The organism is Paenibacillus sp. BJ-4, from assembly GCF_020404765.1.
In the GTDB taxonomy this organism is placed as follows: domain Bacteria; phylum Bacillota; class Bacilli; order Paenibacillales; family Paenibacillaceae; genus Paenibacillus.
In genome coordinates this window covers 19,536-44,583 of record NZ_JAIVEM010000038.1, presented here as the reverse complement: position 1 = coordinate 44,583, position 25,048 = coordinate 19,536, and the positions used below count along the sequence as shown (strand labels likewise).

The following is a 25,048-nucleotide window of genomic DNA, read 5'->3' as shown; positions in this document are numbered from 1 at the left end:
AAATAGATGTCATATATGTGACAGAGCCAAGAGCTTCAACTGTGCTACTACCAGGAGGGAGGGAATCATCATGAAAGCCAAGTCAACAAGTTCCCCGCACACACAAAATCAAGCGCCATTGCCTGTTCCGGTGCAATTTGACCGCAGCTGGCAGGACGAGCTGGACCAGCGCCTGCACAAGGGAGGGCCATGGGGAGATTGGAATCTGTATCAGCTGGCAATCGAAGCGGAAAGAGCCAAGCTGGTACCGAGCTTTGATGAGCTTCAATGTCTGCAGCATTTGCAAGACCTCACTCCACTGCCCCATCAGCTGGATACGGCTCGAAAGGTACTGTTTCAAATGTCCGGACGGGCCATTCTTGCCGATGAAGTCGGCTTGGGCAAAACGATCGAAGCCGGAATGATTCTCAAGGAATATCTGGTTCGCGGACTGGCTTCTAAAGTGCTTATTCTTGTACCCGCTTCCTTAGTCCTGCAATGGGTGCGTGAGCTGAACAGCAAATTTGGCATTCCCGCTGTCGCCCAAAAAAAAGCATATTCCTGGTCATCCGAGGTCGTCGTGGCCTCTATGGATACCGCTAAGCGCGAGCCACACAGTAGCATCCTGCTGGATACTGATTATGATCTGCTCATTATAGACGAAGCTCACAAGCTGAAAAATAAAAAGACATCCAACTACCAGTTCATTATGAAGCTGCGTAAAAAATACTGTTTGCTCCTGACGGCAACTCCTGTCCAAAATGATTTGTCAGAGTTGTTCAATCTCATTACATTGCTCAAACCCGGTCAGTTGGGCAGACAAGGCGATTTTTCAGCCAATTTCGTGGTGGATAAACGTCTGCCCAAAAATGAGGATCAACTCAAGGATGAGCTATCCAAAGTCATGATCCGCAATCGTCGCGGCGAAGGTCCGGTTCAATTCACCAAACGAAATGTTTCCAACATTCATTTGGAGCTTTCACCGGAGGAGCAGGCGCTGTACGATGGAGTGACCTCTTTTGTCAAAGAGCAATATCAGGCAAATGGCGGGAATTTAAGCAGTATGCTATCTCTCGTTACCCTTCAACGGGAAGTGTGCAGCAGCCGGGATGCCGTATTCGTCACGCTCGTTAATTTATCCAAAAAAATGGCGCCGGACTCTCCTCTACGCGATCGTGTCTGGGATTTGGTCGCACACATTAAAGCGATCAAGGCCAATTCCAAAGCCGAAAAAGCGCTCGAACTTATCCGTCAGATGAACGAAAAAGTGATCATTTTTACCGAATACCGGGCTACACAGGAATATTTGCTGAACTATTTCCGTGACCGTGGGCTGTCTGCCGTTCCTTACCGGGGCGGCATGAACCGGGGACGCAAGGATTGGATGATGGATCTGTTCCGAGGACGCATTCAGGTCATGATCGCTACCGAAGCGGGTGGTGAAGGCATTAACCTGCAATTTTGCCACCATATGATTAACTTCGATTTGCCGTGGAACCCCATGCGGGTCGAGCAGCGGATCGGACGGGTGCATCGGCTTGGACAACAGCATGATGTTCATATTTTTAACTTGTCTACAACCGGAACTATTGAGGAGCATATCCTTCACCTCCTGCATGAAAAGATTAATATGTTCGAAATGGTCATTGGCGGACTAGACGTCATTCTCGAGAAGTTCGAGAAAAAAGAATCGATTGAAAAAAGTCTGTACAAAATCATGCTCGAATCCAGCAATGATGATGAAATTCGCCGAAAAATGCAGGAACTGGGCCACTCGCTGGATTCTATTAAACTGGAAATGGAACAACTGCGTACAGATAGACCGCCCACTTCCAATTCGACAGGGACAAACCAAAGCGGTGCTGAGTTGCTAGACTTGTCAGGCAATACGGTTCCTGTGACCAAAGCTCGACGCAGCGTGAAAGGAGGTCGCTAATTTGAGCATGAATTCGCAGCAAGTTCAGCGTTTTGTCCTCACCTATTTGGAGGCTACCGGATGTAGCGTTATCGAAAGGTCGCCCAACCATGTAACCGTCAAGCTTTCTCCCGAAGCGGATAAAGCCTTAACCAACCGCCCTTACTATTGGGGATATGTAGAGCGTACTGGCGTTCCAGCACAAACGATGTCATTCACGTTCATTTTTGATGGAGAAGCCTACCGCACGGAACAGGAACGCTTGTCCCGTCAGGCGCCGCCAGCTCCAGCAGCCGGTAATCCCGCTCAGGATCAGGTAATGGGCCGCTACTTCGGCCATGTTCCAGCGTTACCGCAGCTCGGCCCCGGACGTATTTTGCAAGAGGAGCTTCATTATGGAAGCCGACGTCTGCATCAAATTTTTGAAGCTGCACGGGACGGGGGGAAATATGTTTATTTGTTTGAGCAGCCTGATGCCCGTCAGCTGACTGTCCGTTCTCCCGTAGTTTATGAAGCCTGGCTCGGCGTCTGCTATAAGGTTGAATTTGCCTGTGATTTAAAGCGAGAGGAGCTTCATTGGCTGGGTATTTCACTCAAGAGCGGCAAAATCATATCCGACTTTGGCGATATGATTGAAGCCCGTCAACTAAGTCCACTGTTGGCGGGGAATATGCATGTACAGCCTGCCAAGCTAACGGTCTCGGAGGCTTCCAATTCGCTTGAAAGCTACCTCACTGACCTGCTCCGGCAGCAGGATTATAGTTGGGCTGAGCAAGCAAAGGAACGGTTGCGGGAGGAATTGGAGGTCATTGACCACTACTACGAAGACCTAACCAAGGAGCAGAAAGATCAGGATAAAGAGGAAGAGAACAAAAAAGAAGCCATAGTGGAGCAACATCAAGCCCGTCGTAATGAAATGGTATGGCAATATGAGCCCAAGGTACTCGTATCCGCCATTAACTGCGGCATATTTCACCTGCGGTAACCGATATCTCTCGTTCCTTCGCAGGCTATTTACAGAAGTATCGCCAGCTTGTAACATCGTGCCTCAGACTGGAACGATTTCCGCTACGGGAACGACAAGACTCGCTGAGCCTGCCCCTATTTATCGACAGCAAAAAGCGAACACGGTCAGAACCTTTGCGCCGACAAGGTGCAGCAGTCTTTTCACCGGACAAGCTGTATGCTGGATAAAAAGAATGCCTACGCCGGACAAGACAGCCGGCAGAAAGGTGGATTTCATTGAAGAAAAATCATTCCGGGCACTATAGCGTGGGCATGATCGCAGCTGTTCTGATCGGCCTGTCCGCAATCTGTCCGTTCGCTTCTATCCATGCGGCTTCCTCAGCCGCTCAGGGTAACCATGTTAGCTCAAAGTTCCTCTACAAATCAATTTCTTTGGATTCCCCATTGAAGGAATCTGCGGGTGATGCTTCCGCAAATCCCCCTATTCAAGAGCAAGGTGTGCCTTCGGACGTAAAACGGTCTGCGGACGACACGATACAATCCCTATCGTCGCAGCCTCCTTTTTCCCAGTGGAAAGACGCCGAGCTTAGCTACCATCCACTTGGACCTGGAACCCATAGTTGGCTTGTTCAAGTGAACCGTGCCGGAGAATTCATTGGCTACCTGATTATCGGAACAGACACTAATGGCGTTTATCAACTTAATGAATACGGGAACGGTCCAGGCGGGCCGTACAGTATGGATGTACTTCGCCAATCCCTCAAGTCACTCACAGAGACCGAACTTTCATCTAGCGACAAGCTGCAAATCACACCCATGTATGAGGAACCGCTATTAGCCTACTGGCTGGTACGTTCCTCCACAGGCAGCGAATTATGTATTGATGCCGTTACCGGCGATCCATTGCCGGAAGAAGTAGCCGATGGGAGTTGGAAACATAAGCTCCTCAATCATCCCCTCCCTTTAACTGTAAATTTCTTGCAAACACAGGCACAATCCGTTACTTTCTCGGCTGATCCTTTTGATCCCTATGACGATCTTGGTTGGCTTCAATCCAAGCAAAAGCTTTCCATCCTTAACGCAGACCAATTTATAAATACGCTGCGTACATCACCACGTATTATCTTTTCTGCCACAAGTATTAACTTTGCTTTTGGTGGGCCCTTATCCATTAACGGATATCAATCCTGGATATCCCCAGATGATCCGTCACATCCAATTTTATATGCGCTAACCCAGCACAATGGCCTCTCCCGATTTGTACCACTAAAACAGTTGTTGCCAGCTGGTGAATTTTATCGTTTGGACTCATAGCTATTACAATTGCGAAGTCATCCCATATGATCTCTGCAACATAAAAAGAGACCTCAAACGGCATACCCTATGCCTCTTGCGGTCTCTTTTGCAGGTTCAATGTCGCTCCCTTCGTCTTATGCGTACGGATTTTATCCACATTTTAAGAGCAAGCGGCAGCATGCCGAACCATTTGTTCATCCACGGCTCTTTGGTCTGTTTTTGGCTGCGTCGTACATCACGCGGTGTTTCAATATACCGAACAATCCGCTGCGTAATATATGTCACTAACTCGTCACTCTTCGCCATGCTTAGCAACCTCCTTCAATCTGCTCCTTAGCATTTCCATTCAAGCTACTTGGAGATACCTGATTTGCGCATGAGGTGCAGATAAACCTAGCTTGCTCATTTTTCAAAAAGTCTAATCCCTACGGGAATAACTATACATGGTTTCCCTTAAATGGAACATACTATCTTCAACATAATCTTTCCCGAAAGCTAATGATTTATTTGGTGGCAGCTACGCTGCAATCAATCCGTCTACTGGAGGAATAGAACGTGCAAAATAAGAAATGGAACAAGCTATGGCTGACAGGGCTTGGGGTGAGTTTATGCATCCTTTGCAGTTCTGTATTTGCGTCCTTTGTTGATGCAGCTACTCAGCCCAGTGAAAAAAGCACTGAACTGAACAAGACCACAGATAGTCAATCCAGCGCATATTCACCTCATCATGCGTTTGCCAAGCCTGTTGTCCTGATAGATGTCGGCCATGGCGGTGTGGATGGCGGAACAAGTCACAAAAACCTTTTGGAAAAAGACATCAACCTTGCCATCGGTCAAAAATTGTACCTGCTTTTGCGCTCGAAAGGCTATCCTGCTGTCCTGAATCGGGACAAGGATTACGCCTTGAGTGACGATAACCGTTGGCTTAACTCCAAATCAAGGCACCTAAAAGACCTTGCGCAGCGCAAAAGCCTTACCGAACAGTTACCCACTGACCTAGTCGTAAGCCTGCATGTAAATTGGAGTAAGCGTAATGAAAAACGGGGGCCTATTGTTTTGTATCAGGATGAAGGCAATAGCTATCTGCTGGCTGAGCGGATTCAGCATTCATTAAACCGCTTATTTTGCATGAACAGACAAACAGTATACGGAAAACCCTTTTATCTTCTGAATAAAATCCAGCATCCCGCCGTCATTGTGGAAACGGGATTTATCAGTAATGGACAAGACAGAGCAATGCTTTCAGCGGATCGTGGACAGAAAGACATTGCCGAGGCTATAGCCGAAGGCATTATTGCGCATCTGACGGTATGGTAGTGTTGGTCGCTGGATTCCCCTTCCATCCCCATACAGAACGCACCAGATCGCCAACGCCCACAAACTTGGCATGATCTTTTAGTGTAGGAACCGACGCTCGTAGAGCTGAGGACGTGTACATCCCAGACACGCCGACATGTCCAATCGTTACACAAGTCTCGTTCTTGTCCAGCCATTCAATCACCTTCGTAATTTGCCGATTCACATGGGCGAGCGTATGAGCATCGTCCAGAAAAATATCATTGCGTACTGGCGGCATACCCTTTTGAGCGGCAAGTTCAGGTACCACTGACCAATAATTTGTACGACTATCGACAAAAAATAGTCCATGCTCCTTGCAAACATCAAGAACAATGGACATAATTCGCTTGTCTGAAGTGACTTTGGAGCCCATGTGGTTGTTCATCCCTATCGCATAAGGAACATCCTTAATGGCTGCTGTCACCTTGGCGCGTACTTCGTCATCCGTCATATTGCCTTGATCGCTCCGGGTCCAAGCCATTGCGGCTTTCCCTGCTTTGGCTCCATGGGAAGATGAACGATGACATCGTGACCGGGTTTATGCGCTTCTGTGGCATCCTGTTTGGTTGTAGGCAGGAAAGGCATCACAGCCACCGTAACTTTAACAGGTAATTGTAAAATCTGCTCCGTTCCTTTCATGTTGTTTCCCAGATCGTCGATAATGACGGCAACCATCTTTTGCTGCTGCCCCTGCTTGTCTGATGCTTTTGCGATATCAGTTCCCATGCTCCAAGCATTTCCGCACATCATAAACATGAGACAGATCGAAATACAGATTATAACGGTTCTTTGTATTTTAGAGCTTGGTCGATAAATAGGCGCATACGTGGACTCGTTCCGATTACGAAATGACTGTATGGCCTTTTTTATGATATTTCTCATGTGCAGCTTCCGTCGTTTACTCTTGCAGGTCAGCCTCCTTCTCTGTCCCTTCATTGTGTGAGTAACCTCGTCTAAATATGTATAAGGCAGACCCATGGATTCATTTCGGTCTGCCTCAGAATCGTAAAAACGTATATTTAAATCGTTTACCAGTTCTTGTTGATAAATTCATCACGACCTGATTGGGCGCGATCGTCCTTATAGTGCTTCACATTTTTCTTGTGGTAATCCTGATGATACTCCTCAGCCGGATAAAAAACTGAAGCCGGAAGGATTTCCGTTACGATGGGCTTATCAAAACGTCCACTCTGTACCAGCTGCTCCTTTGACTGTTGCGCAAGCTCCCGTTGCTGCTCCGTATGATAAAAAATAGCAGGCTTATATTGTGTACCCCGATCCTGAAATTGACCTTCCCCATCGGTAGGATCTGTTTGCGGCCAATACAATTCCAGCAGCTTTTCATATGGAAATCGTTCAGGCTCAAACGTAATCTGTACCACCTCGTAGTGACCTGTGGTTCCTGTTTTAACCTGTTCGTAGGTCGGATCGGGAACCGTCCCTCCAGTATAGCCTGAGACAATACCATGAATGCCAGGCAGCTCCTCAAAAGGAGTCACCATACACCAAAAGCATCCACCTGCAAAAGTAGCTTTCTCCATCTATCTCCAACCTCCAATAGCTTCATCATAATTGTGTTAATTTTATCATATCTAGCCATCCGAAGTCGCTCCACAATTCACCCGCAACACGCTCTGTATACTGTTTATGTGCAGCGAAAAAAGGATTTTGCATGTATACAAAAAGCTCCTGAATCTCCTCAGGATGAAATTCAAGAGCTCGTTCATTCTTAAGACGATACGGTAGAGAGGATTTGAACCTCCACAGGAGGTTAGCCCACACGATCAAAGCCCATCCTTTACGAGCTAAGCCCTAACACCACTCCTGCCTCATGGATGCAGCGCGGCTCTTTATCCCCCGTATTTATTCTTATAATGGCTTAGAGTCAAAAGCGGCCAGATGTACCGGTAACTATGATAATGAGAATAAAAGTTACCCGGAAGCCCGGCGCCCATGGGATATGCGGTCGGCAAATCGTCATTTTGCAGCAATTCCATCAACTTGGATATTCCTCTATTTACGGCAGCAAACGGCTGCGGCTGGACCGCGATGAGTGCATCGAGTGCCCACGCAGTTTGGGATGGCGTGCTTTCCCCTAAGGGCATGTATTGCATCACCCGGTCGCTGGTGCAGGATTCACCCCAGCCCCCATCCGAATTCTGAATCTGCAAGAGCCATTTCGCTCCTTTTTGAATCGCAGCATGGTCCGTCGGGAGCCCGGCAGCCTCTAAACCAGTCAGTGCCGCCCAAGTACCATAAATGTAACAAATCCCCCATCTTCCATACCATGATCCGTCCTTCTCCTGATGAGAGATCAGCCAGTTGACCCCTCGTTTGATAAAATCGTACCTCGTGTCGAGTCCACAACAATTTCCGAGGTATTCCAATGTGCGTCCAGTAAGGTCGGCCCCCGAAGGGTCGATGGCGGCGGACTTGGCACCGTCTATGGCCAGCCATGTTAGCATTTTCTTATTGGTGTTTTTTTCGAATGCGGGCCAACCGCCGTCTTTATTTTGCATGGACATAACCCAGTTTAGTCCCCGATTGGATGAGTCACGATATTTAGGATCTGTACGGGACAGGCTGTGAATCGCTCTTAAAGCGGCTGTTGTGTCGTCTACATCGGGATTTAAGGTATTGGTCTCAGAGAATCCCCAGCCGCCAGGAACCGTATCCGGATTATGAACACTCCAGTCCGCCGCTTTGTCCTGTTGTCTGGATAAGAGATAGGCTGTCGACCGTTGCACGGTCTCTTGATCCCCAGCGATGCCGGACTCTTGCAGCGCATAGGAGATCAAGGCCGTATCCCAGATCGTTGAGGGCGAATTCTGAATGGTAGCTTTACCGTCAAAGCGGTACTGCATTTTTGTCAACCCTTGAACGGCCTTTAAAATAAGCGGATGCCGTTTATCATAGCCCAGTGCAAGCAGGGCAAAAACCATAAGTATGGTGCTACTCGCATAACTATAGAGGGTGCCATCCGATTCGATGCGATTCAGCATGAACTGCTCCGCCTTGTTTAGAGCTGCTTCATGGATATAACGGGGAGTTCCTAGAAGTCTGCTGAGACCGACACGTATGCTTTCCGCAATCTCCCGATGCTCCTGGGATTGCGGCTCTTCGTCATGATAGCGTGAATCGAACAGATCGGATACAATGGGAGCCTTATCCGTTGATATAGAGAAATTCCGATCCGCCATAATCAGCATTGGGATCAGATGGATGCGGGAATAACCTGAGAATTCATACAGATTGATTGGCATATAGGCAGGAAAAAGAATGATCTCCAGCGGTATGAAAGAGATCGATGCAGGCCATTTGCGCTGCCCGGTTGCAGCGAGAATTGCCTTTGTCAGAATGCTGGTGGATTTCCCCGGTCCACCTTGCGATTGAATGTAACGTCTGGCCCGTTCCATCGACTCGTCCGTCGGTTCACTGTACCCGGAATAGAGCAGGGCATAATAGGCAGCAATGGAAGCGGATAAATTACCTTCTTGCTCGTCCCGATACCAACGCCAACAGCCTTCCGGCTGCTGCTCCGCAAGAATGCGATCATGAAGGCACCGGATCAGCTCTTCATTCTGTATATCCAATATCCTAAAGAGGATCATGACATAAGCATCTATCGTCACCCCGTTCTCAAAGCAAAAATGCCATGATCCGTCTTGATGCTGACGTCGCATGAAAAAGTCCCTCAGCTTCCTTAACCCCTCATCGACCGCGCTCTGTGTATCACCCATTCTCTTGTACCTCCGTATAACGTCATGAAGTACATTATATGAACGCCGGTATGTCAGTATGAGAAAATGAATTGCATGACTAATAATAGGATTGTTGCTCAATACAAAAATGTTACTTTGTATATCCCATAGAACCTGGTAGGGGTGATACCTTTTGGGTCATTCGCTCCTGATAGTTGAATAGGTGCTTTTTTTAATAAATTACACGCATGTTAAAGCCCGTTTTTTAAACCTCAGTCACGTCTTCATGAATATGTGGGATTCGTTTTTACGATCTTCGTCATAGTTGTGCCAACTTGCTGTTTGCTAACGGTGTCAGCTTAAAGGAAATTCAGGAATGGCTGGGACATGGCGATTATTCCACTACGGCGAACGTTTATACCCATCTGACCTCAGCTCGAAAATTTCTTCGGCCTATATGATGAGTACTGTTTTGCATTCCGGATATACAAAAAAGCTCTTGAATCCCCACAGGAGGAAATTCAAGAGCTCGTTCATTCTTAAGTAATGCGGTCGAGAGGACTCGAACCTCCACGGGGGGTTAGCCCACACGGACCTGAACCGTGCGCGTCTGCCAATTCCGCCACGACCGCATATATGTTGTCGTATGTCTTCGAAAGATAACTTTCTTAGCGACAAGATAGATCATACCATGCTCATATCAAGATGTCAAACCTTTTATGTTTTTTTATTCTTCTTGATAAATAAGGAATAGTGAGTTAAAATAAGAACATAGGTTCTAGAGAACATAAGTTCTCTATTCGTTTATTCAAATGTGATTTATCATCCTATTTCCCTAAGGCGGTGAATAGTTATGATCTCTTCAGCTACTGCTCAGAATGAATTGTCTCTTGTAAAAAGTTATCTGCTCCTAACCTTTATTCAAAAAGTATTTGAGCGGGACAGTCTGATTCTTGAAGAGAGCGGTGTCCTGAAAACACCTGGTCTTTATGTCGAAATGATCAACGCAGGAGTAGATCGTACCGGAATCTTACTATCGGAAGTAAAACATGAATTCAATATATGTCATATTCGTGTTCTAGAAATACAACAAAACCACTCAGGCGTTCACGCCACCTATATAAGTAAGGGGATCAAAAATCAGTTCAGTATGGCTATGCCCGCATTCCGCAAAGAAATGTATGAACGAATGCGTGCTTATCTCGGGCTCTCAACCTCTATGCCTCATACAGCTGCCTACCCTTTACCCGAAAAACATCACCCCAAGTCTCCAGACAGCCGCTCAACTTCCAAGCCCCTACGGTTCGTTGAACGGAGTCTGGTTACACCCTCCTCGGCCTATAAGCATAAATCGCTTCGCCCTGCTGCTTCTGCCGCAAGTGGAAGTGCATAATCCCCGTAAAGCCCTCCATCAACGAAAGAAGCTTTCGCAGGCACCACAGGACTGACCCCATAACGTGCTCGGAAGCTTCTTTACCATAATCATCAGCTATCGTTATTCATTCCTACCCGCTATGAACGGTGTATAAAGAATTCCCATAAATCGCTTTATTGTAGCGCATTCTGTACACGTGTAACCCCTTGACTAAGTGCGTGTCCTCCGCCTACCGCTGCAGCTACAGCAATGGTCTCCATAATCTCCTGATCACTTGCTCCCTTGGAGCGGGCCTCGTCCACATGATAAAAGGTGCATACCTCATTGTTAGCAAATAAACCAATGCCGAGCGCAATCAGTTGCTTGGTTTTAGCATCTAGACTCCCGGCTTGAAAGCACTCTCCGGTGAAACGATGATATGCATGGACTACCTCCGGCAGCTTTTCTTCCAAATGGCTGATTTGATCCTTGTAGGCATGTACTTTTTCATTCATAACCGTCATTGACACAGCACGTCCTCTCATGTTGAGTTATTCTTCATTACTGTGTCCGGTTTGGAGTTTCTGTATGCTGATGAGCCACCAACCAATGATATTCAACCAATTATCGAAGCACATGCCTCTAATTATCCAGTTCTACCGGATTGTAACGCGGCTCACTGAACGGCTGATATGTATAGCTGCGATCCAGTTTGACCACACGTCGATTCTGGCGACGGATAAGCACCTGTTCCTCGTCCCATGCCAGCACAATGCCAACCACATCGTTGGACTCCAATCCATCGCGCACGACACGTACCTTCTCACCGGAAAGTCGATAGGCATCCAATTCTTCATCTAAAATCACCCTTGTCCCCCCTTACACACTTTATTTGACATAACGAACAGCAATATATGCAATTAAATAGCTTAAAAAGAGACCTAAACGAATCACTTAGGTCTCTTCTCTCTTACTACTTATATGGATTGCCAACAGAGCGACAAATTATCCCGACTGATTTACACTGTGATCGTGTTCTTTTGTATCGTTCTTCTCATACCAGAAGTCCAGCACTTGTGCAGACAACACACGCTGATCTACATACTCCACTTGGTGGGCAGTAAATTCTTCTTTCCAAGAGAAGGACAATTCCTCGCATAGGTTAACCAACGTCAACAACTCCGACCAGGCCACATAGCGTTTATACCAAAAAAACTGAGGATGTTCAATCATATAGGGATATAAATCGTCGAATTCCGTATGCTTACAATCCAAGGCGCGTTCAAAATGCACTTTAGCCGCTGCCAGTTTTTCCAGAAAAAACTGTTCGGTCAATTGTTCTTTCCCCATGTTGCTGCCTCCTCTCCCAAAACCTTAACTATATTATAAGCGAAATTGAGGCACATGCAAAGGTTATTATTAGAAATATGGATCATGAGTTGTTGAATTGTTACTATTCAGCAAACTCAATCTTACCGTCAGCCAGCGATGAGATTTTGACCAGTGACTCGACACGAATGCCCTGTTCACGGATCGTTCTCGCTCCGGCTTGGAAGCATTTTTCCACTGCAACTCCGAATCCAACCAGTTCTGCTCCCGAACGTTGGATGATTTTAACCATGCCTCGGGCGGCATCGCCATTAGCGATAATATCATCAATGAACAACACACGATCATTTTCGTGAATAAATTGACGGGATAGCATAATATCCGTGACAATACCTTTCGTAAACGAAGGTACGCGTTCGCACAGAGCGTCCGGGTCAGCCAATAGAGTCTTTTTACGACGAGCAAATACCAACGGTACACCCAACTCCAGCGCTGTCGCAAAACCGACGGCAATGCCTGAAGATTCCACGGTCACGACTCTGGTGATTTTTTCTTCCCGGAAACGAGTTGCGAACTCTCGTCCCATTTCCATCGTCAGTTCCGGATCAACCTGGTGATTAAGCAAACCATCCAGCTTCAATACCTGATCTGACGCAATCACACCTTCATTTAAAATTCGTTTCTTTAATACTTCCATTCCATGACCTCCCAAGGCATTCCTATGCGGTAAAAGTACCATACTTCACCTGCCGCTTTCAAGCCAAAGCCTGCTTTCCCTATGGTCATGTAACATTTTTTTTACGCTTGTTCCAGAACCATGCGGTGATTCCTCCCAAAACGATCAAAAGAATGACGACCAAACCTACCCGATGCGTCACCTTCTCCATCAGCTTTGCCACCTGTTCCCAGTGCATCCCCACCGCATGCCCAATCCCCAGAAACGTACCGCACCACAGCAACGCTCCTGCTGAGGCATAACAGATATAGCGAAAAACGCTTAGACGGGTTGTACCTGCCAAATATGAGGACACATGTCTTAACCCAGGGACAAAATAACCGAACAGAATCCCCCAGGTGCCGTAGCGTCCAAACCAATTTTCAGAAGAGGCAATTCTTGAGGGTGTAAGCCTCACCCATTTACCGTATCGGTGCAACAGCGGCTTGCCCAGCAGACGACCAAGCGTGTAGCTAACCATCATGCCCGTCATACTTCCGAAAAATGTAACTGCCAGCGCAGCAATAAAATTGTAGTGTCCTTGAGACACGAGCCCGCCAAAGGCGATCATCAGTACTTCGTCAGGAATCGGCATACCAGCTACTCCAAGGGCAAGTAAGCCGAACATTGCCAAATATCCGTATTCCAGTATCCAAGCAAGGATTTGACCCATAAATTACGCTCCCGTCAAGCTATTCATTGAATTCACTATAATTATTTCAGTCTCATCCAGTCATGTCCCATTTCAGTTGAACATAGTTTGTATTATATGCTCGCTGTAGGGTTATTCAAGCAGGCAAGGAGGGACTGGGAATGAAACGTAATATTCATGTTTTACAGATTGCTTTTACATACATCGGTACAATCGTCGGTGCCGGATTTGCTACCGGACAAGAAATATTGCAATTTTTCACACAGTATGGACGCTGGGCTACACTCACTATAATGCTGTCCACAATCGTATTTGTATGGCTGGGTACAAAAATGATGCTGATCGCCCATGATATTTCAGCCAGGTCCTACGAGGATCTGAACAAGCACCTTTTTGGCGCCAAGGCCGGAAAATGGATCACCTGGTCCACGCTCACTGTGCTGATCGGCGTGAACAGCGTCATGCTGGCAGGAGCCGGCTCTGTTTTTGTAGAGCATCTTCATCTACACTACCAGACAGGACTGCTCATTACATTGATCGGAACTTACTTGCTGCTGAATAAAGGGATTAAAGCGATTCTGCATATGAATACCATTGTTGTCCCATTGATGATTACCATATCTGTTTTGCTCGTTCACAGCACACTTTCCATGCCAAATCCGCAGAGCTTTATTACGAATACGACAGATCACAGCACATTACGGACATGGATTTCTCCACTCCTGTACACGTCCTTCAATCTAACGATGGCACAGGCCGTGCTTGTCCCGCTTGGCAGCCAAACTTTTTCCCGCAGAACCATCCGTTTGGGCGGCATTTTTGGCGGTCTTGGCGTTGGGTTTATGCTGATGGCTGCACATTTTGTCATGTCAGCACATATGCCGGGTATTCAGCAATTTGAAATTCCTATGGGCAGTATTGCTTACCAGTTGGGCTCGATGGTCGAAATCATATACATTTTACTCATTTTTATGGAAATCTTCAGTACCTTTGTGGCCGACATCTATGGAGTCAGTCTGCAAATTCGTCAGCATGTCCAAATTTCGCCCAAGCTTATCACATTATTCATTATGCTCACATGTTTTCTAATCAGTCAGTTCGGCTTCAGCTCACTGTTATCCGTCCTCTATCCTATTTTCGGAATGCTCAGTCTAATGTGGGTTAGTAAACTGATTATGGCAGGACGCAGGAGACCCTTCCGCTCCTCACGTCCTCACTCCAGCTTTCGACATTCCGATTCCAAGCCAGATCATAAGCGCCATGGTTAATGTGGAAACTTCAAATACATTTTCTTCAGCTCATTAACCGCCCTGCTCAAGGAGTAGCTTGATTTAGCCTTATCGCAGGCTGATCTAGCCAGCTCATAACGATAGGCAGGATCTGCAATCACCTTTTCCAGTGCGTCTGCCAGTGCCTTCGGATTATCGGGTGGCACGAGCAGACCATTGACCCCATCCTCAATTTGCTCCGGTATTCCCCCCACCTCTGTACCGACCAATGCCAGACAGCTCAACGCCGCTTCTGCAAATACGGAACCAAAGGCCTCCGCCCGTGAAGGCAAAACGAACACATCAAAGAAAGGCATAAACTCTTCCGGATGAAGAGTATATCCATAAAAAATCGTCTCATGGTAAATATCCAGCTGACGCGCCATCTCTTCCAGCTCAGGGCGAATCGGACCATCTCCGATAATATGAAGGACATAGCTCTGATTTCTTTTTTTCAATTCAGCACAGGCCTTCAACAAAATATCCAGTCCCTTGGCCGGAACGAGGCGGCAGACTGTAATCAGCTGTGTCACTTCATTTTCGTGCGGGATAGGCTTAAAGCGCTTCTCATCGTATCCATTCGGAATGACCACAATATCTTCCGGTTTCTGTACATACGGTGCTAAATAATGCTGGAAAGAACGAGATACCGCAATCAGGCGGTCTGCCTTATACTCCATTTCTCGATAGAGAGACACCAGAAATTGATGTTCAGGCCCATTTTCCTCTATTTTACCGTTTAGAATTAATTCCTTCTCATAAGAAGAGTGGATCGTCTGCACGAGCGGGATGTCAGGAAAAACACTTTTCATGGCGATCCCGGCAATGGGATGATGGGCATGAATAAGATCAAAGGGCTTCTGAATGCGAAGCCGGGTCCACCACAAATAGTCACGGTACGTCTGGATATATTTTTGAACAACTGGATACTGTCCATATTGCGTCCAGTCAAAAGTATCAAAGGTGACTTCATCCCTACCCTTGTTACGAATCCGTTTAGGGATTGAAAATAGCTCCATTTCCCAACGGGGAGATGCAAATCGCTCTTGCAGATATGGAATCATAGATGATACGCCGCCCGGTTGCTCGGGTGGGAAAAAGAGAGCCTGTAGCAATTTCATGACGTGCTTCCCCTTTCAAGCAATTATACTGACCGGAACACAGGTTGTATGTATAGGTTTCCGGATTTTCTGAAAGATGATATATTGAGGATAAATGTTAGGTACAAAAGAAAATTATAACATTTTAATTGGAATTAATCCTGTCTATTGTATCGGAACGATATCGCCCGTTCAATAGATTACTATCCAGACAGATGGAGTCGGTGACGTTGACGTTATTGTTCTTAATGGGAACATGGGGCTTCCCATCTTTGGCCGGGGCCGTAACTGCAGCCTGCGGTTTGTATATTATACTCATGATGGCGCTTATGTGCGTAATCATATATAGCAGACAACGAAAAAAAGCCTATATTCTTTTTTCGATTGCCGCTATTTTTATTATGACATATGAAGCCATGAATCTCTATTCGGCGAGTGGAGGCAAGGTGCAGACGCACGGAATCGTGTGGAAAAACACGTTGGAGGCGTTTGCCTTCGTGCTTATTAACGGCGCCGTATTTCAGCTCTACCGAAAGCTAAAACGTGTGGAAACATGGACCCTCCTGTTACTGGGCGCGTTACTGTTACTACCAATTCTCGCCTGGGCTACCGGCTTGCTGCCCGCTTGGATCAGCTCAGCTAAGCTGGTGGAGTTCACTCTATTTTATCGAGTTTTGGTGCTTATACTGAGCATGGCGTTCATTACCCCGCGAATCGGCCAGCCCAAGAAATTTACAGCTGGCTTGCTTCTGTATTTGCTCTGGCTCGGCTGCCTGTGGCTGGGAAACGATATCCCCATAGAGGAAGGCACGACAAGTACAATTCTGTGGATATCATTTTTGCCGCTGCTGTATTACACCACGTTGTTTATCATCCTGTTTGAACGGATTGTGGAGCTGCTTCAAAGAATTTACCGTTCTTCCATCACAGATGGTCTGACCGGCCTGTACAACCGCAAATACTTTTCGGGACGACTGCGACGATATATGGAGCAGGGAATCCGGGTGTCGGTTATTTTTTGTGATATCGACAATTTCAAGAAATTGAATGACACACAGGGTCACGCCCGCGCGGATGAAGTGCTGAAGCAGGTCGCACAGATCATGGAGGATGAACTGGATGAAATCGGACTAACCGGACGTTACGGCGGCGAGGAGCTGGTCGCGATGGTTGTGGATCGACGAGCCAAGGTTGAACATGTCGCAGAACGTATTCGCGAACGGGTCGCCGCGGAAAGCATTGTGACCATCAGTGTCGGTCATAGTACAGTCAAAAAGGAAATAAACCCGGATGAACTGGTCAAGCAGGCGGATCAGGCGATGTACATATCCAAAACGACAGGTAAAAACAAGGTTACAGCCTATAAGGCAGCGGAAGTGAAAAAAAGCCGAACAGCACAGGCACAATAATTCATATCCTCTTCCGTTATCTGTAAATATAAAATGACGCACAGTGAACTCTAATAAGAGCCTGTGCGTCATTTTATTGTATATCCTCATTAAGTCTCTGTCGTTACAGATGCCAAATCCCGCCCAATCCATGCCAGCTCCTCGGGGGTCAGCTCACGATAGCTGCCCAGCGGTAGCTGTTCATCCAGCGATAACGGGCCCATGGCCGTTCTTTTCAGATAGGTCACCTTTTTACCAACCGCCTCGAACATACGCTTGACCTGATGAAATTTCCCTTCATGGATCACAAGCGAAATATAGGAAATGACTTCTTCATCCGCCTGCTGTGGATGTTCATGCCGAAGAATGGTCAACTGAGCGGGAAGCGTAATATAGCCGTCATCCAGCTCTACTCCTGCTGCAAATTGCTGAATATCCTCTTCCGTAACATGACCCGATACGGTAGCCTCATACGTTTTAGGGACATGACGTCGTGGAGACAATAGTTCATGCGCCAGCTTGCCGTCGTTGGTCAACAACAATAGCCCTTCTGTATCTTTATCTAGTCGTCCCACTGGAAAAGGCTCAAAATGCCGTTCCTCTGCACTTAACAAATCCAGCACCGTTCGTTCGCGCGTATCCTCGGTTGCAGAAATTACACCGGGCGGCTTGTGCAGCATAATATAAATATACTCCCGAAAAACAACACGTTCCCCGTTCACTTCAATCTGATCGTTGTACGGATGAACCTGCAAGCCGCTATCCTTGATGGTTCGACCATTCACCGTAATGATCCCTTGCTTCACCTGTCTCTTGATATCACTGCGTGAACCATATCCCATGTGGGTTAAAATTTTGTCCAAACGCTGCGTTTGTCTGCCCTTTCCACTCATACCGATGTCCACCTCCAGCCTGTTGGATATTCATTTTTGAGCATGCCATCCTGCCACTTACCCCATCCGGCAGTATATCCATCAATACATATGAGAACATAGCCTTTGGGCTGTGCGTCGTTTTTTAATGTGATTCGCTGAACTGGGATGGATAAGGTCTCACCCTTTAAATAACGAATGGCTTCAGCATCTGAACTAGAGAGATTAATGCTTCTAACCGCCTCAGACGGCCGTAAAGCTACCGCCAGCGGGTGCGAAGGGACAAATCGGCCCTTCTTATCGGTGCCTATAAACCAGCCCGGACGCACCACTTTAAGGCCGTCCAGACGATGTGAGGACAGCGGCGACTGATAGATGCGATCTCCATAGACAACTGTATAGCCAGCAAACGACACCTCCAGCTGCTCTTGTACAAACTGGCGATAGGATTCCATCACATCATGCGATGCACGTGCAGCCGATTTCAAACCCTCTTTGCTGAAACGGGACTTGCCGCCCTCAAACCCGCGCGCAGTCGCTCCTTTTCCTGGCTTCCCATCCATTCCTTTTTTATTTCGTCTGGGCTCACCAACGGCATGTCTGCTCTGTCCGTTTCGAGTCAGTGATTCCTCGACAGACAAATGCTGTTTCCTACGCGGCCGTTCCGCATCCATGTTCAAAGCCTTTTCAGCCGTAGCGGCACGACTGCCCTGATGCTGCAATACAGCGATAAAATGGCCCTCGCCCTCTACAAGATGCGGCCATAGACGCGCCGTTCCACGCAGCTCAGGGTGGGCTGAGGCAACCGCTTCACTCACCCATTCAGGGTGCCCCGGTGCAAAGCCTGCTCCTAAAGGAACAGGAATAACCTCAAAATCGGGGTGAGCCGCCAGAAACTCCGCGATCATCCCCTCATTTTCCTCTGGTGCAAAGGTACAGGTCGAATAAACGATCCGTCCCCCATCGCTCAACATCGAAGCCGCTACGCGCAAAATGTCTCGTTGCATGACCACACACTTTTCCACGGAGTGCGTTTCCCATTGCTTCGCCATGTCCTCATCCTTGCGGAACATGCCTTCACCCGAGCAAGGCGCATCAATTAAAATCTTGTCAAAAAAATGAGGAAAGGCTTCAGCGATTCGGTCGGGGCTTTCATTCAGTACCACGGCATTACGCACGCCGTATAATTCAACATTTTTAGCCAACGCCTTGGTTCGTTCCGGGCTAATATCATTCGTTACCAATACGCCGCTTCCTTGCAGCTTGGCAGCGATTTGAGTCGATTTCCCACCTGGTGCAGCACACAAGTCCAATACAGCCTCATCCACAGCTACATTTAGCAGCTCTACCGGAGACATTGCACTGGGTTCCTGCACATAATACAGCCCCGCATGGTAGTAGGGATGTAACCCAGGCTTCGTACCGTGCGGAATGTAGAAGCCTGTACTACACCACGGAATCGGCCGCAGCTCAAATGGCGAAATCGCCTTAAACGCCTCTACGGGAATTTTTAGCGTATTGACGCGTATTCCTGCATGTGGGGTATGATCATAAGCAGCCATAAAAGCTTCAAATTCGTCACTGAGCAGTTGCTCCATGCGCTTCACAAATGCTGTAGGAAGCTGTACACCCATAATCGTAATCATCCTGTCCTGTTAAAATAAAATTTATTGTACCATAATCAACCCGTTATGCCGCAATATCTCTGTGATTCACAAACTTTCACTACAATCTGTAATGTTGTATAATAATGAGATTCTTAGCTATATATTTTGAATTTTGATAGGAGAGATTATATTGAACGCCCAAAAATCCAACAAAAAAAAGCTTATACCTGTCATCGGCTTTTTTGTTGTGCTGGTCATCTTGCTTGGAGTGCTGCTCGCTTTAAATTCTGGTACTAAAAATGAGCTGTATGGCGTGTCCACAGCGTCTTTAAAGCCAGCCACTCAAGAATTATTGAATGATCCAAATTATCAGCAGATTATTAAACCAGAAGATCTGCAAAGCAAAATTAACAAAAAGGAAAGCTTTTTCGTTTATCATTTTGCATCCGATTGTGTTCATTGCCGCGCCACGACTCCCAAGCTGATGCCTTTGAGCAAGCAGGAGAACATCACAATGCATGAGTTTAACCTGCGTGAGTATGAAGACGGCTGGGACAAGTATCACATTGAATATACCCCTACGCTCGTCTATTACGAAAAAGGCGTGGAAAAGGATCGCATGGTTGGTGGCTTGAAGGAAAGCCCTTCCGACAACGGCTATACGCTGGACGATTTCAAAGCCTTTTTCGAGAAATATAAAAAGAACGTAACCTCCTAGAGGACGTTCGCACATTCCGGAACGATAAAGCAGCCCGATCCCCTCAAAATGGATCGGGCTGCTTGCTTATTATGGCGCGTTTCGAATTACGTCGCGTCCTTCGTTTCGGGCAAAGCAATACTGGAGCCGTGAGCTGCCTGTCTGCGCCTAATTGAAGCTTCCAGCGCCTGCTGACGCTGCTCATGCTTTTCCCCGCGCCGTGGGCTTCGCTGCTGCGGGATATTGGCCGGAATGGACGGCGATACATCCTCCACGGCCCAGCGCAACCTGGGGTCGACGATTTCAATCGTCAAATCCCGATAAACCGGCGGCTGGTGCTGGAGTTCTTCCTTGCCAGCGGCAACAAACTCGGCAAGCTGGCGAGCACAAGTGCGCGCCTCGTCTACCAGCTTCGCCATATTAATGCCTAGCGCCTGCGGTGGAGCATGCTCCAGTCTGTGTACCGCACTGTCCAGCATCATATGCCCACCACGATAGTTGCCATTGCGAAAATGAAACAGCCCTACAGCGATTTGCAGTAAACCTTTATATACAGGGTCACGGTCCAGCTTAAGCCACAGCTCTTCCAGTACCTCATGACATTCAAAATAATCCCGATCCCGATTGAAGTATACCAGGTAAGTCACGTACAACGGTTCATAGGAAATGTTCACCATTTATTGTTCATCCCTGTCTTCTTCCTTGGTGGAGGATTCCAGCATCTCCTTAACTTCATCGTGAAGCTGCTTGATTCCTTCCATATCATGTTGCTCCCACAGCTCATTAAACCTGCGCTGTGCATCAATCGTTTCGCTGATCTTATGGTAAAAATACAAGCGATGCATACCTGTTAGCACTTTGGAAACGATATTCGCTTCATCCTCAAATTTTTTCTGTGCTTCCAATATTTCAAGACGAATGGAAGACATCTCATTATCTAATACAAAGGCTGCCTCAGCGGCCTTTTTCAACCTTGCCCGCATTTCACCCGGCAAGCTTTCACGATACTTATAACTGAGCGAATGCTCGATGGTGGCCCAGAAATTCATAGCCAAGGTACGGATCTGAATTTCGGCCAGCACAATTTTTAATCCCAGCGCCGTCTGCACAGGATATTCCACAATCATATGAAAGCTGCGATAACCGCTATCTTTATAGTTGGTGATATAGTCCTTTTCATACAGCACAGTCAAATCCTTGCGTCTTCGAATGTACTCGGCTACCCGCCGAATATCCTCAACGAATTGACACATAATACGGATGCCTGCAATGTCCTCGATTCCCGTCTCTAGCTGATCAGGAGAAACCTGCAATCTTTTCGCTTTATCGAGGATGCTTGATATTTTTTTAACCCGTCCGGTTACGAATTCGATAGGAGCGTATTCCTCGCGCTTCTTCAGCTCCGCACGCATTGTTTTGAACTTGACCTTAAGCTCCTCCACCGCCTGATCGTATGGCAGCAAAAATGTTCCCCAGTCTCTTCCGTCCATCCCCGTACCTCCTGTCTCTTCCAACACCACATTTTTTATCTGTGATCTGCACCAACAGCCTCGGTTATGTGTCTAAAGCCGTCCTTTCGAAGCAGCTCACGCAGACCGGCGTGCAAAGCCCGATTCACTTCCGGTCCCTCGTAGATCAATGCTGTATAAATTTCAATCAGGCTCGCGCCTGCTTTAATTTTGTCATAGGCATCACGGCTGGTGAAAATGCCTCCCGATCCGATGATAGGCAGCTTGCCCTCCGTCTGACGGTATACCCGCCCAATGACCTCTGTAGAACGATCACGCAGCGGCTTGCCGCTCAAGCCTCCCGTTTCACTCGCATTTCGATGTGTCAGGCCAGCCCTGGATATCGTTGTATTTGTCGCAATAATACCGTCCACTCCACTGGCAGCGATCGCATCCGTCATATATTCCAGTTCCTCATCCGATACGTCCGGGGCAATTTTAACCAGCACAGATTTGGATTCGCCATACTTGGCTGCCTGCACACCCATCTCTGCCCGAACCGCTTCAAGCAATGATTTCAGTTCACTGCCATGCTGGAGCTTTCGCAAATCCGGTGTATTCGGCGAGCTAATATTCACCACAAAGAAGTCCGCATATGGATATAGCGCGGAAATACACTTTTCATAATCCTTATGTGCATCCTCATTGGGCGTGATTTTGTTTTTGCCAATATTAACAGCAACCGGAACAGGCCGATGTTTGAGTGCAGCCAATCGTTCAGCCATACTCTCCGCACCCAGATTGTTAAAGCCCATCCGATTGACTAATGCCTCATCTGGAGGCAAGCGGAACAAGCGGGGCCGATCATTTCCGGGCTGTCCGACAGGTGTCACCGTGCCTACTTCCATAAAACCAAACCCGATGGAGGAAAAGCCGGCAACCGCTTCCGCATTTTTATCCAACCCCGCAGCCAGTCCAATCGGGTTGGGAAAATGAAGTCCGAACAGATCAACGGCAAGATCCTCCGTTTCCTTGACTCCGTACATCCCCCGCAGCGTTGCTGCTCCACCTGGAAGCGCCCCCGCATACTTTAAGCCATCAATGACTACATGATGGGCCGTCTCCGGACTCATTTTGAAAAAAACAGGTTTTACAATCCTTCGATACAACACGTTCTCATCCACTCCGTTCTATGCCCTTGCACAATCCTAAAAAAACATCTCTACAAAATAGTTTAGCTTTTTCCATACCAAAAAGAAAGTAATTTGCGAGGTGTGGCATCAGAACAATTCAGTTGTCATGGAGATGTCATTGAAAATGTATAATCAAACCATTTACAATGGACATAGTAAGACAAGGTTCTTAGTCCGTCAGAAAAGAGGGATTGCTGATATGAAGACCAAGCGCAAGCCGCCCAGTCTGCAAAAGAAAAAGGACGAGGTGAACAAGAAGGCGATTGTATGGACCGCCGTCAGCTTTGTTCTCCTCATCGTTGTAATTGTCCTGGTTATGGTTTTAGCACAAGCGGGAAACCTCTAAACTACAAGTAGCTTTGCATCAAAAAGGTTAATTTAGCCAGTGATAGGTTTTGCGGGGATTTGTCTGGTCATGCTTCGGCTCACTCGTAAATCGGGAATCAGGCACAAGCACTTGATCAGGCAATCCCCCAGTACCAATGACCACCTCCGTACCTGAAGGCACGAGAGCAAACAATTCCTCCACATCCCTCTTGCCCATGCGGACGCAGCCCAGCGATTCATTTTTCCCAATGCTGTCTGGCTCGTTCGTGCCATGGATGGCATAATTCGTTGCAGACAGCTGCATTCCACGGCTACCAAACTCACCATTGGATTTACCGTTCGGATTCACCACTTTATCGCTAATTACAAATTTCCCTTCCGGCGTCTTTTCTCCACCCAATCCAACAGGATAATTTCGGATTAGCACATTGCCACTCAACAATCCGAGCCTGTGCTTGGATTTGTCTACCACAATCCGTAGCGGCTGCCCCAGAAAAGGCCGTCCATGCAGAGACGATGCCAGTAAAGGACTTCTTTCAGCCGTCGAGCCAGCGTGTTGATCCGCTTCTAGTCCCGGTGAAGCAAGTAAATTGCGCATAGGTGTAAAAGCCTTCTTCATCCCCTCTGTCGTACCGTACATCGTGTTATCGGGAAAGTTGCGGGTTAGCTCATCAAGACTCTGGGGAAGGCGTTGATGCTCTGAACGAAAAGCACGCATGGAGCTACTCAGCACAGCCAGCTCCTCCTGGCCGGCTGCCCATTCCAGACCCGCTTGGCGAAGACTCTCCCTGTCGGACGGCTTGCAAGCACACGCAGCGGCGTCGTAAGACTGAACAGCTAATCCACCATTCCCTTGGTTTTGCACACTCAGTAATGGCTGCATTCCATTTCTCCAAAGTAACCATGAGCCACTCTGCTCCATGCCCAGCACGGTGGTTTTGGGGGGCAAACGATCCGTCTTTGTTAGCATATCAGCAAGCGCTGTCTCAGCTCCGCTCCCTTTTCGACCTTGGGCCGTAAACACGCCGCCGGCATTAGTCCCACCGATCTGAGCGGTCTCTCTGGGGGCAACATTCGATATTTCCGCGGTTTTCACGTTATCGGCTGCTGTACGCTCGGTTCCGGGTAATACGGATGCGTTCTCATTTGAATGCCTCGGTGAATTGGCTGAAGGCACCCATATGAGCAAGAGTACCATGAGCGCAGTTAGCAGATGACGTGCTCGGGCTGTTCGCCGCTCCTTCTCCTTGGACATCTGAACTAGTTTATCCTGATATTCCATCCATACGTCTGCCGGAATCTGTTTATGCTCGAAGGCCTCGAACACTTCCCCCGCGCGATTGAAGCAATAATTTGCTTTGCCCTCCTGACCGCTGCTCTCATACTCTTTACCGAGTAAATACCAAGCCATTTTATTATCAGGATGCTTTTTTACATACGATTTAAGATGAGGCGAATGGTCCATCGGATCCTCCTGATCGTGTAATCTTGCGAACTTCCTATTATGTATATCGGTCGAAATGGACCAGATGGACAGCACAAAAAAAACAGCACCGTCAGCATACCTTCACCGTTATACGGCGAAGGAAGCTGTCGATGCTGTGTCCATCCAAGAAGCCTACACTTAACCTTCTTTGTTGAAAGGCTCGTCTGCAACTTTGATGGAATCTGTAGGGCAACCATCACAAGCATCCTGCATATCATCATACAGATCTTCTGAGATCGCCTTGATGCCTTGGTTTGCATCTCCCTCAAAGATAACTTCAGCCAAACCTTCATCATCATAATCATAAATGTCTGGTGCAGTGGCGCCACAGGCTCCGCAAGCAATGCATGTATCTTTTTCTACCCAAGTGTATTTAGCCATAACTGTTCTCTTCCTCCTATACAATCAAACAAACCA

Annotated in this window: 27 protein-coding genes, 1 tRNA gene and 1 pseudogene; 11 read left to right on the top strand and 18 right to left on the bottom strand. The window is 47.5% G+C overall.

Translation table 11 applies throughout. From position 1 onward, the window contains the following. Nucleotides 1–70: 70 nt before the first annotated feature. Genes LCF57_RS07760 through LCF57_RS07745 form a run of 4 tightly spaced genes read left to right on the top strand, consistent with a single transcriptional unit; the run spans nt 71 to nt 4,174 of the window. A complete protein-coding gene (locus LCF57_RS07760; protein ID WP_226000169.1) occupies nt 71–1,915 on the top strand; it encodes a DEAD/DEAH box helicase in 1,845 nt (614 codons plus the stop codon). A gap of 1 nt (nt 1,916) precedes the next feature. Beyond that, nucleotides 1,917–2,879 (top strand): YqhG family protein, encoded by a 963-nt coding sequence (locus LCF57_RS07755; RefSeq protein ID WP_226000168.1) that lies wholly within the window; start codon nt 1,917–1,919, stop codon nt 2,877–2,879. A gap of 58 nt (nt 2,880–2,937) precedes the next feature. After that, nucleotides 2,938–3,165 carry a hypothetical protein gene (locus LCF57_RS07750; RefSeq protein WP_226000167.1) on the top strand — a complete coding sequence of 76 codons (228 nt, stop codon included), beginning with the start codon at nt 2,938–2,940 and terminating at the stop codon, nt 3,163–3,165. Further along, nucleotides 3,137–4,174: a hypothetical protein gene (locus LCF57_RS07745; RefSeq protein ID WP_226000166.1), complete on the top strand. Its 1,038-nt coding sequence runs from the start codon at nt 3,137–3,139 to the stop codon at nt 4,172–4,174. Before LCF57_RS07750 ends, LCF57_RS07745 begins: the two co-directional genes overlap by 29 nt. Nucleotides 4,175–4,270: 96 nt before the next feature. Here LCF57_RS07745 and LCF57_RS07740 read toward each other — a convergent pair whose 3' ends face one another. Next, complete coding sequence (locus tag LCF57_RS07740; RefSeq protein WP_226000165.1) at nt 4,271–4,462, bottom strand: YqzE family protein; 192 nt, start codon at nt 4,460–4,462, stop codon at nt 4,271–4,273. Nucleotides 4,463–4,711: 249 nt separating this feature from the next. Between LCF57_RS07740 and LCF57_RS07735 the strand changes: the two genes are divergently transcribed. Next, complete coding sequence (locus LCF57_RS07735; protein WP_226000164.1) at nt 4,712–5,473, top strand: N-acetylmuramoyl-L-alanine amidase; 762 nt, start codon at nt 4,712–4,714, stop codon at nt 5,471–5,473. Here the strand turns inward: LCF57_RS07735 and LCF57_RS07730 are convergent. The 3 genes and pseudogenes from LCF57_RS07730 to shc form a co-directional block, all read right to left on the bottom strand. Then, nucleotides 5,448–6,430, bottom strand: a pseudogene (locus LCF57_RS07730) (divergent polysaccharide deacetylase family protein). The gene LCF57_RS07735 and the pseudogene LCF57_RS07730 sit on opposite strands and share 26 nt — an antisense overlap. Nucleotides 6,431–6,522: 92 nt before the next feature. Beyond that, the gene (gene msrA, locus LCF57_RS07725; RefSeq protein ID WP_226000163.1) at nt 6,523–7,035 is read right to left on the bottom strand and encodes a peptide-methionine (S)-S-oxide reductase MsrA; all 513 of its coding nucleotides are present in this window, start codon (nt 7,033–7,035) and stop codon (nt 6,523–6,525) included. Nucleotides 7,036–7,344: 309 nt separating this feature from the next. After that, nucleotides 7,345–9,234, bottom strand: a complete 1,890-nt coding sequence (gene shc / locus LCF57_RS07720; protein ID WP_226000162.1) for a squalene--hopene cyclase — start codon at nt 9,232–9,234, stop codon at nt 7,345–7,347. Between the two features lie 296 nt (nt 9,235–9,530). On the opposite strand from shc, the gene LCF57_RS07715 reads away from it, so the two are divergent. Next, the gene (locus LCF57_RS07715) at nt 9,531–9,656 is read left to right on the top strand and encodes a hypothetical protein (protein WP_264083524.1); all 126 of its coding nucleotides are present in this window, start codon (nt 9,531–9,533) and stop codon (nt 9,654–9,656) included. 86 nt (nt 9,657–9,742) lie between these two features. Here LCF57_RS07715 and LCF57_RS07710 read toward each other — a convergent pair. Beyond that, nucleotides 9,743–9,827 (bottom strand) — tRNA-Leu (locus LCF57_RS07710). A gap of 221 nt (nt 9,828–10,048) precedes the next feature. On the opposite strand from LCF57_RS07710, the gene LCF57_RS07705 reads away from it, so the two are divergent. Then, nucleotides 10,049–10,588, top strand: a complete 540-nt coding sequence (locus LCF57_RS07705; protein WP_226000161.1) for a hypothetical protein — start codon at nt 10,049–10,051, stop codon at nt 10,586–10,588. A 155-nt stretch (nt 10,589–10,743) separates the two neighbouring features. On the opposite strand, the gene LCF57_RS07700 is transcribed toward LCF57_RS07705, so the two are convergent. From LCF57_RS07700 to LCF57_RS07680, 5 genes are all read right to left on the bottom strand, one after another. Beyond that, nucleotides 10,744–11,073, bottom strand: a complete 330-nt coding sequence (locus LCF57_RS07700) for a carboxymuconolactone decarboxylase family protein (protein WP_226000160.1) — start codon at nt 11,071–11,073, stop codon at nt 10,744–10,746. Between the two features lie 118 nt (nt 11,074–11,191). After that, entirely contained in the window at nt 11,192–11,416 is a 225-nt protein-coding gene (locus LCF57_RS07695; RefSeq protein WP_226000159.1) for a hypothetical protein, read from the bottom strand. A 138-nt stretch (nt 11,417–11,554) separates the two neighbouring features. Then, nucleotides 11,555–11,899: a hypothetical protein gene (locus LCF57_RS07690; RefSeq protein WP_007429850.1), complete on the bottom strand. Its 345-nt coding sequence runs from the start codon at nt 11,897–11,899 to the stop codon at nt 11,555–11,557. Between the two features lie 103 nt (nt 11,900–12,002). After that, complete coding sequence (locus LCF57_RS07685; RefSeq protein WP_226000158.1) at nt 12,003–12,575, bottom strand: xanthine phosphoribosyltransferase; 573 nt, start codon at nt 12,573–12,575, stop codon at nt 12,003–12,005. Between the two features lie 85 nt (nt 12,576–12,660). Continuing rightward, complete coding sequence (locus LCF57_RS07680) at nt 12,661–13,266, bottom strand: DedA family protein (RefSeq protein ID WP_226000157.1); 606 nt, start codon at nt 13,264–13,266, stop codon at nt 12,661–12,663. A gap of 140 nt (nt 13,267–13,406) precedes the next feature. Here LCF57_RS07680 and LCF57_RS07675 point away from each other — a divergent pair, with 140 nt between their 5' ends. Then, nucleotides 13,407–14,513 (top strand): hypothetical protein, encoded by a 1,107-nt coding sequence (locus LCF57_RS07675; RefSeq protein WP_226000156.1) that lies wholly within the window; start codon nt 13,407–13,409, stop codon nt 14,511–14,513. Here the strand turns inward: LCF57_RS07675 and LCF57_RS07670 are convergent. Beyond that, a complete protein-coding gene (locus tag LCF57_RS07670) occupies nt 14,510–15,634 on the bottom strand; it encodes a glycosyltransferase family 4 protein (protein WP_226000155.1) in 1,125 nt (374 codons plus the stop codon). The genes LCF57_RS07675 and LCF57_RS07670 overlap by 4 nt on opposite strands. Before the next feature lie 194 nt (nt 15,635–15,828). Here LCF57_RS07670 and LCF57_RS07665 point away from each other — a divergent pair, with 194 nt between their 5' ends. Further along, nucleotides 15,829–17,022: a GGDEF domain-containing protein gene (locus LCF57_RS07665; RefSeq protein WP_318840638.1), complete on the top strand. Its 1,194-nt coding sequence runs from the start codon at nt 15,829–15,831 to the stop codon at nt 17,020–17,022. An 89-nt stretch (nt 17,023–17,111) separates the two neighbouring features. Here LCF57_RS07665 and LCF57_RS07660 read toward each other — a convergent pair whose 3' ends face one another. Both LCF57_RS07660 and LCF57_RS07655 read right to left on the bottom strand, forming a co-directional pair. Beyond that, complete coding sequence (locus LCF57_RS07660) at nt 17,112–17,894, bottom strand: pseudouridine synthase (protein WP_226000153.1); 783 nt, start codon at nt 17,892–17,894, stop codon at nt 17,112–17,114. Then, nucleotides 17,891–19,507, bottom strand: coding sequence for an RsmB/NOP family class I SAM-dependent RNA methyltransferase (locus LCF57_RS07655; protein ID WP_226000152.1), 1,617 nt, complete (start codon nt 19,505–19,507; stop codon nt 17,891–17,893). The genes LCF57_RS07660 and LCF57_RS07655 overlap by 4 nt, the downstream gene beginning before the upstream one ends. A gap of 163 nt (nt 19,508–19,670) precedes the next feature. Here LCF57_RS07655 and LCF57_RS07650 point away from each other — a divergent pair, with 163 nt between their 5' ends. Then, nucleotides 19,671–20,198: a thioredoxin family protein gene (locus tag LCF57_RS07650; RefSeq protein ID WP_226000151.1), complete on the top strand. Its 528-nt coding sequence runs from the start codon at nt 19,671–19,673 to the stop codon at nt 20,196–20,198. A gap of 86 nt (nt 20,199–20,284) precedes the next feature. On the opposite strand, the gene LCF57_RS07645 is transcribed toward LCF57_RS07650, so the two are convergent. The 3 genes from LCF57_RS07645 to LCF57_RS07635 are packed head-to-tail and all read right to left on the bottom strand — an operon-like array spanning nt 20,285 to nt 22,797. After that, nucleotides 20,285–20,854: a DUF309 domain-containing protein gene (locus LCF57_RS07645; protein WP_226000150.1), complete on the bottom strand. Its 570-nt coding sequence runs from the start codon at nt 20,852–20,854 to the stop codon at nt 20,285–20,287. Then, complete coding sequence (locus LCF57_RS07640; RefSeq protein WP_025715803.1) at nt 20,855–21,667, bottom strand: GTP pyrophosphokinase family protein; 813 nt, start codon at nt 21,665–21,667, stop codon at nt 20,855–20,857. It lies immediately after the preceding gene. A 35-nt stretch (nt 21,668–21,702) separates the two neighbouring features. Further along, on the bottom strand, nt 21,703–22,797 hold the full coding sequence (locus tag LCF57_RS07635) for a quinone-dependent dihydroorotate dehydrogenase (protein ID WP_025715804.1): 1,095 nt from the start codon (nt 22,795–22,797) through the stop codon (nt 21,703–21,705). A gap of 220 nt (nt 22,798–23,017) precedes the next feature. On the opposite strand from LCF57_RS07635, the gene LCF57_RS07630 reads away from it, so the two are divergent. Next, nucleotides 23,018–23,164 (top strand): hypothetical protein, encoded by a 147-nt coding sequence (locus LCF57_RS07630; protein ID WP_226000149.1) that lies wholly within the window; start codon nt 23,018–23,020, stop codon nt 23,162–23,164. Nucleotides 23,165–23,191: 27 nt separating this feature from the next. Here the strand turns inward: LCF57_RS07630 and LCF57_RS07625 are convergent, their stop codons facing one another. Both LCF57_RS07625 and LCF57_RS07620 read right to left on the bottom strand, forming a co-directional pair. Next, nucleotides 23,192–24,610 carry a L,D-transpeptidase gene (locus LCF57_RS07625; RefSeq protein WP_226000148.1) on the bottom strand — a complete coding sequence of 473 codons (1,419 nt, stop codon included), beginning with the start codon at nt 24,608–24,610 and terminating at the stop codon, nt 23,192–23,194. Between the two features lie 159 nt (nt 24,611–24,769). After that, entirely contained in the window at nt 24,770–25,012 is a 243-nt protein-coding gene (locus LCF57_RS07620) for a ferredoxin (protein WP_007429833.1), read from the bottom strand. Nucleotides 25,013–25,048: the final 36 nt, after the last annotated feature.

Bases quoted from the DNA above. Each gene is read 5' to 3' on its own strand.
- LCF57_RS07625 (WP_226000148.1), bottom strand. From the start codon at position 24,610: ATGGACCATTCGCCTCATCTTAAATCGTATGTAAAAAAGCATCCTGAT.
- LCF57_RS07670 (WP_226000155.1), bottom strand. From the start codon at position 15,634: ATGAAATTGCTACAGGCTCTCTTTTTCCCACCCGAGCAACCGGGCGGC.
- LCF57_RS07685 (WP_226000158.1), bottom strand. From the start codon at position 12,575: ATGGAAGTATTAAAGAAACGAATTTTAAATGAAGGTGTGATTGCGTCA.
- LCF57_RS07640 (WP_025715803.1), bottom strand. From the start codon at position 21,667: ATGGACGGAAGAGACTGGGGAACATTTTTGCTGCCATACGATCAGGCG.
- LCF57_RS07760 (WP_226000169.1), top strand. From the start codon at position 71: ATGAAAGCCAAGTCAACAAGTTCCCCGCACACACAAAATCAAGCGCCA.
- LCF57_RS07630 (WP_226000149.1), top strand. From the start codon at position 23,018: ATGAAGACCAAGCGCAAGCCGCCCAGTCTGCAAAAGAAAAAGGACGAG.
- msrA (WP_226000163.1), bottom strand. From the start codon at position 7,035: ATGGAGAAAGCTACTTTTGCAGGTGGATGCTTTTGGTGTATGGTGACT.
- LCF57_RS07660 (WP_226000153.1), bottom strand. From the start codon at position 17,894: ATGAGTGGAAAGGGCAGACAAACGCAGCGTTTGGACAAAATTTTAACC.
- LCF57_RS07655 (WP_226000152.1), bottom strand. From the start codon at position 19,507: ATGGGTGTACAGCTTCCTACAGCATTTGTGAAGCGCATGGAGCAACTG.
- LCF57_RS07645 (WP_226000150.1), bottom strand. From the start codon at position 20,854: ATGGTGAACATTTCCTATGAACCGTTGTACGTGACTTACCTGGTATAC.
- LCF57_RS07675 (WP_226000156.1), top strand. From the start codon at position 13,407: ATGAAACGTAATATTCATGTTTTACAGATTGCTTTTACATACATCGGT.
- LCF57_RS07680 (WP_226000157.1), bottom strand. From the start codon at position 13,266: ATGGGTCAAATCCTTGCTTGGATACTGGAATACGGATATTTGGCAATG.
- LCF57_RS07620 (WP_007429833.1), bottom strand. From the start codon at position 25,012: ATGGCTAAATACACTTGGGTAGAAAAAGATACATGCATTGCTTGCGGA.
- LCF57_RS07665 (WP_318840638.1), top strand. From the start codon at position 15,829: ATGGAGTCGGTGACGTTGACGTTATTGTTCTTAATGGGAACATGGGGC.
- LCF57_RS07690 (WP_007429850.1), bottom strand. From the start codon at position 11,899: ATGGGGAAAGAACAATTGACCGAACAGTTTTTTCTGGAAAAACTGGCA.
- LCF57_RS07705 (WP_226000161.1), top strand. From the start codon at position 10,049: ATGATCTCTTCAGCTACTGCTCAGAATGAATTGTCTCTTGTAAAAAGT.
- LCF57_RS07700 (WP_226000160.1), bottom strand. From the start codon at position 11,073: ATGACGGTTATGAATGAAAAAGTACATGCCTACAAGGATCAAATCAGC.
- LCF57_RS07740 (WP_226000165.1), bottom strand. From the start codon at position 4,462: ATGGCGAAGAGTGACGAGTTAGTGACATATATTACGCAGCGGATTGTT.
- shc (WP_226000162.1), bottom strand. From the start codon at position 9,234: ATGGGTGATACACAGAGCGCGGTCGATGAGGGGTTAAGGAAGCTGAGG.